This is a genomic window from Streptomyces pseudovenezuelae, from assembly GCF_029892565.1.
GTDB lineage: Bacteria > Actinomycetota > Actinomycetes > Streptomycetales > Streptomycetaceae > Streptomyces > Streptomyces pseudovenezuelae_A.
On the sequence record NZ_JARXVH010000001.1, the window covers coordinates 136,914 to 150,817 of the forward strand.

Here is a 13,904-nt window from a genome sequence, read left to right on the forward strand (position 1 = left end):
GGGCGTGATGGAAACCGGCCGCCGAGCGGGGCGGACGACGGCCGGAGGACAGAGCGCCGGATCCTGCGCCACGGAAGGCGCGTGGGGAGGCGGCTTGGCAGGAGGGGCGAGGGAGCTGAGGGGCACGAATTCCTTCGGTGGGCGGAGCCGTGTCGCCGCCGCGTCGACGGACGGGACCGCCCGCCGGCGGGGACGCAAGGCCGTTTCGCGGGGCGGCGACGCCCGCTGACGGGTGCGAAAGGCCGTCAGATCGCCGATAACCGAGGTGGCGCCGAAGGCACGACGAGGGGCTGCGCCGTGGCGTTCAGGGCCGCCCCCATTGCGCCGGCGTACGGACCGAGCGCGGCGGCCAGGAGCGTCACCGGCCCGATCAGTCGCCAACGGTCACGCAGGACCGGCTCGACGGCCGGCCGCATCATGTCGAAGGCGGGCGCGACCCCGCCGCCCACGACGACGGTCGAGAGGCCGAGTTGGGCCAGTACGCTCCCCAGCGCCGTACTCACGGCCGTGGCGGCGGTGTCGAGGATCTTCCGGGCCGTGGTGTCGCCCGACCGGGCGGCTTGGACCAGGTCCTCGGGTGTTGCCGACCGGTCCTGGTTCCCGGTCCCGCGAGAGTCGAGGGCCCGGGACCAGGCGGTCGCCAGCGCCCGGCCGCCCGCCACCGTCTCCAGACAGCCGCGGGCCCCGCATCCGCAACGGTCACCGCCGGGCGCGGCGGTCATGTGCCCGATCTCGCCGATCCTGTCCCCGGGACCACGCAGGACGGTGCCGCCCAGGGCGATCGCACCGCCTATCCCGGTGCCCATGGTCATGAACACCACGTCGCTGTGGCCGCGCGCGGCGCCCAGGGCGAGTTCCGCCGAGGCGAACGCGCGCGCGTCATTCATCAGCAGGACGGGTTTCGCGGTCGCGCGCTCGAGCATGTCGGCCAGCGGGAAGCCCTGCCAGTCGCCGTCGATGTTCGGGATCGTGGTGGTGGAGCGCAGGTCCGGGCTCAGATGGCCGGGCAGTGCTACGCCGATGGCCTCGACGGTGCGCGCGGCGGCGATCTCGGCGATGGCGGCGGCGACCTGCGCCGGCCCGGCGGCCGGGGTGGGCAGTGTGCCCCGCGCGACGACGGCCGCGTCGGCGCGGTGCACCCACTTGATGTTCGTGCCCCCGATGTCCACCCCCAGGGCGGACCCTGCGGGGCGAGGACCGCTCCCGGTCGCGACCATTGCGATCTCCCTGATCAGTACTGCCTGTATAGACTTATTGGAAGCTAGGCCGCCGCGAATCGTTCAGTCAATCAGTCGGGACGTAAAGAATTTGCAAGCCTGGCGGTTGGTTCGATGCGACGATGCCCTCGACTGGGCCGTCAGCGGAGGCCAACGACCTGTCTAGCCTTTTGACTCGGAAGTGGGGTTCAGCCGGGTGAGAGCAGGGCGCCGTCGGCTGTGAGGTGCTCACGCAGTTCGACGGCGTCCACATCGCGGGGCCGGGATCCGGCGGCGACCGTCAGCGCCGCCGCCGTCCCCGCGGCCTGCCCCATCGCCATGCACTGCCCGATGGAACGGACCGAGGCGTGGGCGTCATGGGTGGCCGACAGGCACCGGCCCGCAACGAGCAGAGCGTCGACCCCGCGAGGGAGCAGGCATCGGTAGGGCACACCGTAGGTGCGGCCGGTGGGCGTCCGGTCACCGGAGCCGACGTACTGCCAGATCGTCCGCTGCCCGGCGGCATGGTCCTCGATCGGAGCGCCGCAGAGCGCGATGGTGTCCTCGAACTGACGCGCCGTCAGGACGTCTTCCCTGCCCAGGACGTACTCGCCGATCAGGCGGCGGCTCTCCCGCACACCGATGCGCGGTGCGGACGCGATGGGGAAAGCCCGTTCATACCCCGGGACCTGTTCTCTGAGGAACCGTGTGTACTCGACGACCTGGCGGCGTCCCTCCTGCTCGGCTGCCGAAAGCTGCCACGGGTCGGTCGGGTCGACGCCGCTCACACGGGTCACGTTGGTGTGGACGACCCCGGGTTCGGTGGTCCGGTGGACGGACCCTTCGCGCCGGGGCAGTTCGTACGCTCCCGAGTCCGCGTGCAGAGACATCAGCCGGTGCAGTTCCGCCGTCGGGGTCGCCGCGGCGTCGACACCGGCGAGCCGGAAGGTCTGGGTGAGCGGTTGCACGACGCGGTCCTCGGCGGGCCGCTCCAGCGCCGCGCCCGCGCGCCAGACGATGTCGGCGTCGCCGCTGGCGTCGACGACCACCCTGCCGCGTATGTGCCCGGGGCCGGCGACCGTCTCGACGACCACTCCGAGGACGTTCTCCCCCTCCATCACCACCCGTGACGCACGGGCGTGGAACAGGACCCGCACCCCGGCAGAGCCGGTGAGTTCGTCCCACACGAGTTTGAGCGTCTCGGGATCGTAGGTGATGCCGGTGCCCGCGCCGTAGGTGTTGGGGCGTTCGAAGGCCGCCTTGCGATCGGTGAGCGCCTGGCACACCTCCCAGCCGACGCCGCCGACGACGCGATCGCCCGTGCCGGGTGCGTAGAAACCGTAGAAAGTGTCCAGGACGCTTGCCCCGGTGCCGCCCAGGTGAGCGGCGCTCTCCACGAGCAGGGTGGAAGCGCCCCGACGGGCGGCCGCGACGGCTGCCGCGGAGCCCGCCGACCCGCCGCCGACGACCACCACATCGCCGTCCCACAGCAGCGGATGCCGCTCGGCCTCCGCCTGACCGATGCGTGCGCTGTTCACCGCAGGTGCCACCCTCCGTCTACGGGGACCACCGCACCGGTGGTGCGGGAGGAGGCGTCCGACAGCAGCCACAGGGCGGTGTCGGCGATCTCGTCGGGGCTGCAGGCCCGCGCACCGAGCGGCATCAGCCGCGGCATCCGGTCCTGGATCGCGGGATCGGTCATGGCGCGTGCGGCCATCGGGGTGTCCACCAGGCCGGCCGCGACGATGTTGACGCGCACACCCTTGGGGGCTCCGGTGAACGCGGCCGAGCGCACCAGGGGGACCAGGGCACCCTTCGCGCTGGCGTAGGCCGCAGTGAGGAAGTCCTCGTCCAGTGTGCTCGCCAGGGCCGAGCCGATGACGACGATCGACCCGCCCGAGCCGGACAACTGCCGTAGGCCTGCGCGCAGCAGATAGAACACCGAGTCGAGATCGACCCGGTGCACTTCGTGCCATGCCTCGTCGCTGCACTCGTCCACCGGCCCGTCTCCGAGACGCCGGCCGGACATGCCCACCGCGTGCACGATGCAGTCGAGCCCGTTCAGTGCCTCGGCTGCTCGCGCCACAGCCGCGTCGGCACCCGCGGACACGGTGACGTCGTACGTGTCGCGGTCGGCCTCGAAGACCTGGGCACCGGCGGCCCGCGCCGCGTTGACGCACGCGGCGCCGATTCCGCCCTGAGCGCCGGCCACCAGCAGGCGCTTCACCGTGCACCGTCCGCGGTACGTAGAGCGGCGGCGGAGCGGCGGGCGAATTCGAGGTAGGCGCCCTCGAACAGCTCGTTGCTGCGGTCCGCGCCGACCAGGCGGGAACTGGTGATGACCGGCGGCATGGCGCCCCGTTCGGCCAGCAGCTCGGCGACCCGGACCTTGATCTCGTTGACCACGGCGATCGCGGTGAAGGTACTGACCGGGCCGACCGGAACGTCCAGGCGGGGGACCCGGCAGATGGCGTCGCCGACCGGCGAGCCCAGATCGATCACGACATCGGCGTGGTCGGCGAGCCGGGATCCGCTCGGATGCCGCGCCTCTGCGGCATGCGTCTCCTGCAGCGACGTGGCCGCGATGACCGGCAGGCCCGCCTTCTTCGCGCCCATCGCCATTTCGATGGGGACGGCGTTGAGTCCACTGACACTGAAGATGAACATGCTGTCCGAAGGGCGCAGTCGGAAGTTGGCCAAGATCTGGTCGGCGAGCCCCTCGACACGCTCGATGAACATCGCCTGCCGCTGTCCGTTGGCCCCCACCACCTGGGTGTGGAACGTCATCGAGAGCTCGACCAACGGCTGGAAACCGGGGTAGGAGCCGTAGCGGGGAAAGAACTCCTCCACCGGCATGCGCGAATGACCGGTGCCGAAGGTGTAGACGACGCCGTCGTCGGCGATCGACCTGGCGGCGATCTGGGCCGCGGCCTCGATGGCGCCGGCCTGGGACTCGGCAATCTGCTCGACGATCCCGACTGCGGTACGGATCCACGATGGCACGTGCGGAAACCTCTCGGTGCGAGGGAAGAGACGGGCCCGACGCGATGCGGGGCCCTGGGTATGAAGTGAAGGTCGCTGTATGTCTAGACAGGTAATACAAGTCGGACGCTAGGGTGACGACCGGCACCACGTCAAGCATCAGAACTTGCTGATCTTCGCTTCCGATCGAGCGCGGCAGGTGTGGACGCATACCGAGAGACGGCCTATGCTGCAAGGCGTATACCGGTATAGACAAAGGAGAAATCGTGGCTCGGCGGCCCATGCCGCGACATGAAGCAGTCGAACGGCACATCCGCAGTCGGATCGCGGGGCTGAACCCCGGAGACCAGATCGAGTCCGACGCGGAACTGTGCGATCTGTTCCAAGTCAGCCGGATGACCGTCAGGCAGGCGACCCAGCGCCTGGTCGGCGAAGGCGTGATCTACCGGATCTCCGGCGTCGGCACCTTCGTCGGGGAACCGCAGGTCCACCGCCAGATGGGCCAACTGCGCTCCTTCACCGAGGAGATGGCCCTGCGCGGCATGACCGTGTCATCGACTGTCCTGACAAGTGAACTGCGCGTGGGCAGTCAGGAGGAGATCACCGCGCTCAGGCTCGCGCCCCAGTCCAACGTCGTTCATGTACGACGGCTGCGGTTGGCCGACGACCAGCCGATGGCGATCGAGAACGTCGTCCTGCCACCGTCCTGCGCCTGGCTGTTGGGCGAGGATCTGGCCCGTGGCTCGCTCCATCAGGCGCTCACCGACAAGGGTTTCACCCCCACGCGCGCGACCGGAACGCAGATAGCGGCCATCGCCACCGAAGACGACGCCGCCCTCCTGGACCTGCCCATCGGTGCGCCCATTTTTGTCGAGCGCCGACTGATCACCACCGCTGACGGCACACCCGTCGAACTCACCGAATCCCGTTACGCGGGTTCCCGGTTCGTGTTCCACATCGAACTGGCCTAGCCGCTTCGGCTCGGACCACCGGTCGCGTGCCGGATCCCCTCGCAGGGGCACCGAAGAGGGCGGTACCCGAAAGGAGAAACAGCCTTGCCTGTCGTCGAGACCGTCCTGGGGCCTGTCGCCGTTCACGAACTCGGCGAGGTGGATGCTCACGAGCACGTCTTCCTGCGCACCCCGGTCAACCCGGGTGACGAGTTTCTCGACACGGACAAGGCGGCGGCCGAGCTTCTGCGTGTCGCGGCAAGCGGCATTCGTACCGTCGTCGACCTGACACCGGTCGGCCTGGGACGCCACCCAGGCCAACTCGCCGAGGCCTCCCGCACGAGCGGGATCCACGTGGTCGCCGCGACCGGCTTCCACCGCAGCGCGCACTATCCGGCCGCCCACTGGGCCCGCCACGCCGACGACGAGACGCTTCTCGACGTACTCCTGGACGACCTGCGGGTTGGCATGGACAGTCACGACTGGGCCTTTCCGCGCCCCATACCAAGCCCCCACAAGGCCGGCATCATCAAACTCGGAGCCTCGTACCACCGGATCGACCGCCACGAGGAGCGCTGGTTCGCCGCGGGAGCGGCGGCGGCTCGGAGCACGGGAGTGCCCGTGGCGGTGCACACCGAGATCGGGACCGCCGCGCACGCCGCCCTGGACCTCCTGGACAAGCACGGCGTCCCGGCCGGACGGGTCCTGCTGGCCCACACCGACCGCAACCCCGATCCGGAACTCCACCTCGACCTGATCGCCCGGGGCGCGTACCTCGTCTACGACACGATCGGGCGGATCAAGTACCGGCCGGACTCGGTTGTCCTCGGCCTCATCGAGCGCATGGCCGAGGCCGGCAAACTGGGCCAGATCTGTTTGGGGACCGACGTCGGACGCAAGTCCTCCCTCAGCGCCTACGGTGGCGGGCCGGGCATGGACGTGCTCGGCAGGGACTTCGTCCCGCGGCTGCGTCGGCGTCTGGGCCACGAGGCGGTCGAGACCGTGCTGCGGTATGCCCCCCAGGCGCTGCTGGCCAAAGAGTCCTCCGCCACGTGAGTGGTTTGAAGTGACGTACGCAGTCGCAGAGGAGCTTTCGGCGCAGGAACCGCGACCAGGCCTCCGACGGACCTGCGGTCATCTTCTCCAAACCCAGCAACGGCCTCTTCGTCGGCTTTCGAGTAAAACTGCCGATGAGCGGCATGCTCAGCCTCGAAGCCGGAATCCGACCCATGCGAAAGGGCCCCCGCAGGCTCTCGCCTGTGAAGACCCTTCACACCGTCGGGACGACAGGATTTGAACCTGCGACCCCTTGACCCCCAGTTCGAGGTCAGTGTTCAGCGTACTCGGCCGAGTAAAGGAGTCTGTGAACTCTGGCCTCCGCTGGGCAGCCTCGTCACCGTACGAGGCGCCTTCCGCTGATGACCGTGATTCCGGTGAGCTCGGCGAGCTCGGTGTTCAGCTCAGTGCGCCTCTTGATATCGAGCTTCGTGAAGAGGGTGCGCAGGTGGTTCTCGGCGGTGTGCGCGGTGTTGAACCACCGTGCGCCGATGCCTGGTTGGTCAGTGCTTCGAGTGCGAGGCGCGTGACGTTGAGCTCCTGCCGGGGAATTCGCCTTCACTGGAGCCGCTGGCAACGAGCGGGTGGGATGAGACGCGCGTCATACCCGGCAGCCTCCTGTCACACATCACCGAGGCAACCGGTCAACGGTGTGTATCCCGCAATCACGGCAAGGAGATCACCGTGGAATCGCGTCTCAACTACTTCAGCCACCCCCTCGCGGGAAAGGTGCTGAGGCACATCAACTCGGCCGGCAAAGCGGTTTCGGACTCATCGCTGCCGGCCACGATCCAGGAGCTCGTGAAGATTCGAGCGAGCCAGATCAACAGCTGCGGCTTCTGCACCGACATGCACACCAAGGACGCGGCGGCCGCCGGGGAGACGCCGCAACGCCTCCATCTGGTCGCGGCGTGGCGGGAGGCCAAGGTGTTCACCGACGCCGAGCGCGCCGCGTTGGAGCTGGCGGAGCAGGGCACCCGCATCGCCGACGCAGCCGGTAGTGTCACCGACGAGGCCTGGACGAACGCCGCCAAGTACTTCGACGAGGACCAGCTCGTCGCGCTGATTTCCCTCATCGCCGTCATCAACGCCTACAACCGCATCAATGTCATCAACCAGCAGCCTGCCGGGGACTACCAGCCCGGCCAGTTCGGCTAGTCGGCGCCTCCCGGGCCAACCCCGTACGGTCCGTCTCCGCGCCGCCCCGACCCGTGGCGCGGAGACGGACCATCGGAATGTGACGGCCGACTTCAGTAACACGGGTCACATCCTGTCTGGAACGCCCCGGACCACGTGGCGGTGGGGCGCGCCGTCCTCGACGTGGCGGCCGGCGCGGGCACCCGCTGGATCTTCCGGGAACTGGCCGAGCAGGAGCTGCGGCCCTGGAACGGCGTGCGGTGGTAGCCGTCGCCAACTCTCCGAACCCCACCCACGCCGTCGTACTGCGATCAATATCGGCGAAGCCGACAAGGACGCCATTCGCCAGGCCTCGTGACTTCCTGCAGGTGTTGCAGGGCGCTCCTACTTCGTCGAGTAACCGAAGGTCGCGTTCCTGTTGCGGACTCCGTGACCAGGAACCGACGGCAGGGGCAGGCTGATCGGTGTCAGTCTGACCCTGCCGTCGCGCCTCTACACGTCGGACTCGGGTTCGACGTACTCAAAGGTCGGTCCGGCTGTTGTGCCGTCTCCGTCGGGCATCTCCATCAGGCCCTGCGCCTGTGCCTTGAGCGCATACATCATGCCGGTAGCGGCTCCGAGCTTCTTCGGACTGCCGTTGAACGACTGCTCCAGTAGATGGAGCAGTCCGCAGTACGCCCGGTTGAAGTCCTCCTGGGCCGTACGGATCGGACTGCCCGCCGGGTGATCCGCCATCCGCTGATTGGGGCGCATCGGACGGACACCGGCGAGGTCGACTGCGACCGCTTCACCCGTCGGGCCGGACTGCGGCGTGTCACCCCGCCGGTATCGCCGGCCCAGCTTGAGTTCCTGGAATCGGTAGTAGTGGGAAACCTCATCGCGGTCGGGGTGGAAGATGTCCTGGTCACCGTCCCAGACTTGGCCGCGTGCCGTGCCTTCGCCCTGCTCGACGATTTCCTCCAGTGCCGCCAGGGCAGAAGCGAGATCGGTGATCGCGTTCAGTTGTCCGCCCGTGTGGGAGAAAGGCCCGGCGGTGATCTGACGAGCCGGGTCACCGCAGAAGACCTCCCGTTCGCCGAGTTCAGCGCACAGGTGCCGCAGCCCTTCTTCTATCGCGTCGTAGAACTGCCCGATCGTCTCGTAGTTGTCGCCCTCGGCCGGGGCACCGGGCTGCGCCGGCTGTTCGAGACGGAGGAACATCTCCAATGCCTCCGAGCCGAACGGAACAAGTGACAACTCCAGCGAGCGGTCGCCATGCGGCAGGGGTCGGGGATGGGGCGGCAGCACCTGCGGTGTGTCCAGGCGAGGTTGCCCGCCGACCGCGTTGAGGAGGTTCGCCGCGAGCGCCAGGTGGATCATCTCCTCGATGAAGACGCCGGCCACCACCTGAACGGCGTCCGGGTTCCGCGACGGGTCGAGCGAGTAGAGGGCGCAGAGATAGGGCGGCAGAGTGGCGTGTTCCAGTTCGATCGCCCACTGAAAGTGCTCGCGAAGGCTTTCAACTGTCGCGATCCGTGGGGTCGAAGGCGCCTCGGCGATGTCGAGCTGTTCTGGGTTATTCATAGACGTTCTCACTTCGGTTGTCGAAGAGGGTGGGCGCGAGCGAGAAGTGCGGAGACCGGCCTCTTGGCGTTCGATGCGCTGAGCGGCTGACCGCATGGTCCGGTGGTGTCCAGACCCGTTCGCGGCGAATCAACAGCTGAGGCACGCCCCGACAGGCGGTCAATGCCGTGGGACTCCAGTGAGCGTTGTCTCGCGGTGATGACGGCAATGACACCGCTTCGTCCGCCGGGACACACGGTGATGTCCGGTCACCGACCAAGACCGTGCAGCCATGCGATCCGTGACAGTTCCGGGCGCCCGAGGCCACCCCATGTCGATGTTCCCGGCTGATTCGGCCGCATCATGCGCGGTCCGGATGGTGAGGGCGGTCAGTGGCGCGCAATGCAGTGCACAACATCGGTGGCACTCATGCCTTGGCACGCCCTCCCACGGAGCGGATGGGCACCGTTCACAACCGGCCTGTGAGGGGGCAGGCAGCAGGAAGTCAGTCGGTGGGCCGCGGGGCGCGCAGGTGGGCCCGCTGGGCCAGTTCCTGCTCATCGACCAGTTCGAGCATGGGCTTGCCCGGCGCGCACATCATGGTCACGACGAACCGGGTCCGCGCATCAGTCAGCGCGTTGCCGTCCTGGTAATGGATCACGTCGCCACCTGGCTCCCAGAACGTCCCGCCGGACTCGACCACGCGCTCGGGCTCGCCCTCGAGCTCGAAACGGACCGCACCCTCGATGACGTACCCGAACGCCGGCCCCGAGTGGCGGTGCGGCGGAGTTCCCGGGTCTCCGGGCTCCCACTCGACATGAATGGTCATCGCCGAGGCACCCTCGGGGATGGAGATCGGTGCGGCGTCCTGCAACATCTTCGCCGCCGTCTTCCACCCCTCCGACCGTGGCTCCACGCCGGTCCCGCGCACTGAGTCCTTGTTCGACACCGTGTTCCACCTCCATGAGTCCACAGCGTCATGGGATCGGCACACCGTTGGCCACACGCGTGGTGGCGCGTCCAGGTCCCATGACCGTTTCCCAGTGATGACCGAGTGCACGGTGGATCTGTGACACGAACGGACCGCATCCACACCTTCGCGAAGCCCGCTCAACGTGCGGGGCGTCGTTGGGCGGTGTCACAACATCGGCGCGCCCACTGTCCTGGGTGAAGGGGCGATGGACGGCAACGGACGGGAAGAGACCCGCCCAGCGGCTCGCGCCGCGGTGACCTCCTCCCCTCCTCCCATCTCCAGGAAGGCCGCCATGCGCTGATGAGCCTCATGGAGTCACAGGTTCCCGTGCGCGCCGTCGAGCCCGCACGTGCCATGCGTACTCCGCTGATGACGCGCCTCGCGTCCCTGAGCGCCGACCTGAGGTCGCGGGTCACCGTGCACCCTCATCTGCTCGACGAGGCGGGGCTGCACCGGGTATCCGACGTGGCCATATGCCACAACACCGTTGCCTGTCTCGACCCCAGGTCGCGTCATGCGCCCTGGCCGGCCTCCCGTGCGAAGGTGATCGGCGAACTGGAGGAGTACGGCTTTCCCCCGCTGCCGGAACGGGCCGATGCCACCGTCCTGGCAGCACGATTCACCGGCGATGACACGGGCCGACTGCTAGCGTCGGCCATCGCTGCACCGCGGGCAAGCGCTTGCAGCATGGGGGACGTTCAGCTGGAGGACACGTATGGGCGCCGGGGACGACACAAACTCCCTCGACGAGGCAGCGAGGGTTTTCCTGGCGGCGCGTCCCCGGCTTTTCGGCATCGCGTATCGCGTGCTCGGCAGCGCTGTGGAGGCCGAGGACATCCTCCAGGAGGCGTGGCTGCGGTGGCAGAACACCGACCGCGCCGCCGTTCGCGAGCCGGCGGCGTTCCTGGCCACGGCCACCGCCCGTCTGGCGATCAACGTCGCCCAGTCCGCCAGGGTGCGGCGTGAGTCGTACGTCGGGCCCTGGCTGCCGGAGCCGGTCGACACCAGGGCGGATCCGCAGTTGGGCGCGGAGCGGGCCGAGGCAATCGACCTGGCGGTTCTCTTCCTTCTCGAGAAGCTGAACCCCGTGGAACGGGCTGCCTACATTCTGCGGGAAGCCTTCGACTACCCGTACCAGCAGATCGCGGAGATGCTGGAGACGAGCGAGGCCAATACGCGCCAGCTGGTGAGCCGTGCCCGCAAGCGCCTGTCGGCGGAACGCCGGGAGCCCGTCAGCCCTGCTGCGCACCGGCGGCTGATGGAGGTGTTCCTCGCCGCGGCACAGACCGGCGACCTGTCCGTGCTCGAGGACGTTCTCACGGCGGGCGTAGTCAGCTACTCCGACGGCAACGGGATACGCGGGGCAAGCAGGATTCCGGTCGTCGGACGTCTGCGTGTCTCCCGGTACCTTGCCGCCTTCGCTCCCCGTTTCTGGCCTCAGTCGGACGTTCGCTGGGTGGACGCCAACGGCCGGCCGGCCGTCCTCGTCTCGGCCGACGGAAACGCTGTGGCCCTGTTGTCCGTCGAGGTCTCGGCACGAGGCGTCGAACGCATCATGTGGGTAATGAATCCGGCGAAACTGAAGCCTTACGTGGCCTCGCTGGCCGACTGAGGGAGCGAGCTCGCCCTCGGCGTCACAAGAAGGGGTGCTCGTCGGTCAACCGGTCGTCCCGGATCCGATACCCCCACTTCGCAAAGGCGCGCACAACATGGCATTCAGCACAGTCGGTTCAGCGGGCTGCGGCACCAACGGAGTCTCCCGGTGACCGAGCCGATCCGACCGCCCGGTCTGTCCGCCGAGAAGGACTTCGAGGGAGAGGCCTTCACCCCCCTCTACACCACGACGGTGACGGTGACCGGCGGAGCAGTGGCACACGGGCGGGCTTCGGGCAGAGCTCGCTCGGACGACGGAGGTCTCGATCTCGACCTGCGCATGCCTGCCGAACTGGGAGGAGACGGTCGGGGAACCAACCCCGAGCAGTTGTTCGCCGCCGCCTTCGCCGCCTGCTTCCACGGAGCGCTGAGTCTCGTGGCACGGCAGGCGGTGCTCGACCCCACCGGGATATCCGTCGGGGCAACCGTGGTGTTCGGCCGGAATCCGGAAGACGGCGGCTACTTGTTGCACGTCGACCTGGTGGTCAGGTGGCCGGGCGTCGCCCCTGCGATCGCCGCGCCGCTCCTGGAGCAGGCCGCCTCGCTCTGCCCTTACGCGAGGATGGCCCGGCGCGGAACGCCGACGACCACCACGCTGTCACAGATCGCGGGACCGCCCGGTCGTACTGAGTGACGACCCAGGCGATCGGAGTGGACCGTGGCTGTCACAGAACAACGCATTGCCACCATGGTGCTGGTGATCGGCACCGGAGGTGCCGGGCTGCGCGCGGCGATCGAACTGGCCGAGGCCGGCATCGACGTCCTCGCCGTCGGCAAACGCCCCAGGGAAGACGCCCATACGGCACTCGCGGCCGGAGGCATCAACGCGGCGCTGGCCACCATGGATCCCGAGGACAGCTGGCAGCAACACGCCGCCGACACTCTCAAGGAGAGCTACCTCCTCGCCGATCCCCGCACCGTGGAGATCGTCACCCACGGCGCCGCCCGCGGCATAGACGACCTGGAGCGCTACGGCATGGCCTTCGCCAGGGAAGAGGACGGCCGGATCTCCCAGCGCTTCTTCGGCGCGCACAAGTTCCGGCGCACCGCCTTCGCCGGCGACTACACCGGTCTGGAGATCCAGCGCACGCTCATCCGGCGCGCGGACCAGCTCCACATCCCGGTGCTCGACGGTGTCTACATCACGCGGCTGTTGGTGCACGACGGCGCCGTCTTCGGTGCCTACGGCTTCGACCTCACGAACGGAAGGCGCTACCTGATCCACGCCGACGCCGTCATCCTCGCGGCGGGCGGCCACACCCGCATCTGGCGGCGCACCTCCTCGCGGCGCGACGAGAACACGGGCGACTCCTTCCGCCTGGCCGTGGAGGCCGGAGCCCGCCTGCGGGACGCCGAGCTGGTGCAGTTCCACCCCTCCGGCATCATCGAACCGGAGAACGCGGCCGGCACCCTGGTCAGCGAGGCCGCCCGCGGTGAGGGCGGCATCCTGCGCAACGCGCTCGGGGAGCGCTTCATGGCCCGTTACGACCCCGAGCGCATGGAACTCTCCACCCGCGACCGCGTAGCCCTGGCCGCGTACACGGAGATCAAGGAGGGGCGCGGCACGCCCAAGGGAGGTGTGTGGCTCGACGTCTCGCACCTGCCCCGGCAGACGGTCATGACGCGTCTGCCCCGCGTCTACCAGACCCTGCTGGACCTGCAGATGCTGGACATCACCCGCGAACCGATCGAGATCGCGCCCACCGCGCACTACTCGATGGGCGGAGTGTGGGTGCGTCCCGAGGACCACAGCACCGACGTACGCGGCCTGTACGCCATCGGTGAGGCGTCGAGCGGGCTGCACGGCGCCAATCGCCTCGGCGGGAACAGCCTCATCGAGCTGCTGGTCTACGGCCGTCTCACCGGCCGGGCGGCCGCCGCCCACTCGCAGTCCCTCACCGCGCAGCCGCGGTCGGCGTTGGCCGTTGCGCAGGCCCGCGCGGAGGTCGACGGCCTACTCGCGGCCGACGGAGCGGAGAATGTCCGCGCCCTGCAGCGCGCCATCCGCAACACCATGACCGAGCATGCCGGAGTCGTACGCGACGAAGAGGGCCTGCGCGCCGGGCTGGCGGAACTCGAGGGGATCGAGAAGAGGATGGAGGACGTCGGCGTACACCCGGACATCGCGGGCTATCAGGACCTCGCGCACGCCTTCGATCTCAAGTCGGCCGCGCTGGCGGCCCGGGCCACCCTCGAAGCGGCGCTGGAGCGTCGCGAGACCCGCGGCTGCCACAACCGCAGCGACTACCCCGACCTGGATTCCGATCTGCAGGTCAATCTCGTGTGGTCCCCGACGGCGGGTATCACCCGCGAGAGCATTCCGGCCGTCCCCGACGAGATTTTCTCTCTGATGGAAGAGGTCTCGGCCGAAGGAAAACTTGCCGAATAGGCCGGATTCCGCGATCCGCGTGTCAC

The 13,904-nt window shown here is 68.7% G+C and carries 12 protein-coding genes and 1 pseudogene; 7 read left to right on the plus strand and 6 right to left on the minus strand.

Going from position 1 to position 13,904, the window contains the following annotated elements; genetic code table 11:
* Positions 1–245: 245 nt before the first annotated feature.
* The 4 genes from M2283_RS00640 to M2283_RS00655 form a co-directional block, all read right to left on the minus strand.
* Positions 246–1,217, minus strand: coding sequence for an ROK family protein (locus M2283_RS00640; protein WP_280873905.1), 972 nt, complete (start codon positions 1,215–1,217; stop codon positions 246–248).
* Between the two features lie 188 nt (positions 1,218–1,405).
* A complete protein-coding gene (locus M2283_RS00645; RefSeq protein ID WP_280873906.1) occupies positions 1,406–2,734 on the minus strand; it encodes an FAD-dependent oxidoreductase in 1,329 nt (442 codons plus the stop codon).
* Positions 2,731–3,423: an SDR family oxidoreductase gene (locus M2283_RS00650; RefSeq protein WP_280873907.1), complete on the minus strand. Its 693-nt coding sequence runs from the start codon at positions 3,421–3,423 to the stop codon at positions 2,731–2,733. The genes M2283_RS00645 and M2283_RS00650 overlap by 4 nt, the downstream gene beginning before the upstream one ends.
* Positions 3,420–4,199, minus strand: a complete 780-nt coding sequence (locus M2283_RS00655) for an SIS domain-containing protein (RefSeq protein WP_280873908.1) — start codon at positions 4,197–4,199, stop codon at positions 3,420–3,422. The genes M2283_RS00650 and M2283_RS00655 overlap by 4 nt, the downstream gene beginning before the upstream one ends.
* A 245-nt stretch (positions 4,200–4,444) precedes the next feature.
* Here M2283_RS00655 and M2283_RS00660 point away from each other — a divergent pair, with 245 nt between their 5' ends.
* The 4 genes and pseudogenes from M2283_RS00660 to M2283_RS00675 form a co-directional block, all read left to right on the plus strand.
* Complete coding sequence (locus M2283_RS00660; RefSeq protein WP_280873909.1) at positions 4,445–5,149, plus strand: GntR family transcriptional regulator; 705 nt, start codon at positions 4,445–4,447, stop codon at positions 5,147–5,149.
* An 84-nt stretch (positions 5,150–5,233) separates the two neighbouring features.
* Positions 5,234–6,184, plus strand: coding sequence for a phosphotriesterase family protein (locus M2283_RS00665; RefSeq protein ID WP_280873910.1), 951 nt, complete (start codon positions 5,234–5,236; stop codon positions 6,182–6,184).
* Between the two features lie 684 nt (positions 6,185–6,868).
* On the plus strand, positions 6,869–7,342 hold the full coding sequence (locus tag M2283_RS00670) for a carboxymuconolactone decarboxylase family protein (RefSeq protein ID WP_280873911.1): 474 nt from the start codon (positions 6,869–6,871) through the stop codon (positions 7,340–7,342).
* Positions 7,343–7,459: 117 nt separating this feature from the next.
* Positions 7,460–7,623 (plus strand): annotated as a pseudogene (locus M2283_RS00675) (PIG-L family deacetylase); the annotation flags it as partial.
* A 190-nt stretch (positions 7,624–7,813) separates the two neighbouring features.
* On the opposite strand, the gene M2283_RS00680 reads toward M2283_RS00675, so the two are convergent.
* Together M2283_RS00680 and M2283_RS00685 are read right to left on the minus strand one after the other, a co-directional pair.
* The gene (locus M2283_RS00680; protein ID WP_280873912.1) at positions 7,814–8,980 is read right to left on the minus strand and encodes a ferritin-like domain-containing protein; all 1,167 of its coding nucleotides are present in this window, start codon (positions 8,978–8,980) and stop codon (positions 7,814–7,816) included.
* Between the two features lie 388 nt (positions 8,981–9,368).
* Positions 9,369–9,740 (minus strand): cupin domain-containing protein, encoded by a 372-nt coding sequence (locus M2283_RS00685; RefSeq protein WP_280874669.1) that lies wholly within the window; start codon positions 9,738–9,740, stop codon positions 9,369–9,371.
* Between the two features lie 811 nt (positions 9,741–10,551).
* Between M2283_RS00685 and M2283_RS00690 the strand changes: the two genes are divergently transcribed.
* From M2283_RS00690 to M2283_RS00700, 3 genes are all read left to right on the plus strand, one after another.
* Positions 10,552–11,448, plus strand: coding sequence for an RNA polymerase sigma-70 factor (locus M2283_RS00690; RefSeq protein ID WP_280873913.1), 897 nt, complete (start codon positions 10,552–10,554; stop codon positions 11,446–11,448).
* Between the two features lie 150 nt (positions 11,449–11,598).
* A complete protein-coding gene (locus M2283_RS00695; protein ID WP_280873914.1) occupies positions 11,599–12,123 on the plus strand; it encodes an Ohr family peroxiredoxin in 525 nt (174 codons plus the stop codon).
* A 54-nt stretch (positions 12,124–12,177) separates the two neighbouring features.
* Entirely contained in the window at positions 12,178–13,878 is a 1,701-nt protein-coding gene (locus tag M2283_RS00700) for an L-aspartate oxidase (RefSeq protein ID WP_280874670.1), read from the plus strand.
* Positions 13,879–13,904 lie beyond the last annotated feature (26 nt).

Bases quoted from the DNA above. Each gene is read 5' to 3' on its own strand.
- M2283_RS00640 (WP_280873905.1), bottom strand. From the start codon at position 1,217: ATGGTCGCGACCGGGAGCGGTCCTCGCCCCGCAGGGTCCGCCCTGGGG.
- M2283_RS00680 (WP_280873912.1), bottom strand. From the start codon at position 8,980: ATGCGGTCAGCCGCTCAGCGCATCGAACGCCAAGAGGCCGGTCTCCGC.
- M2283_RS00685 (WP_280874669.1), bottom strand. From the start codon at position 9,740: ATGTTGCAGGACGCCGCACCGATCTCCATCCCCGAGGGTGCCTCGGCG.
- M2283_RS00690 (WP_280873913.1), top strand. From the start codon at position 10,552: ATGGGCGCCGGGGACGACACAAACTCCCTCGACGAGGCAGCGAGGGTT.
- M2283_RS00700 (WP_280874670.1), top strand. From the start codon at position 12,178: ATGGTGCTGGTGATCGGCACCGGAGGTGCCGGGCTGCGCGCGGCGATC.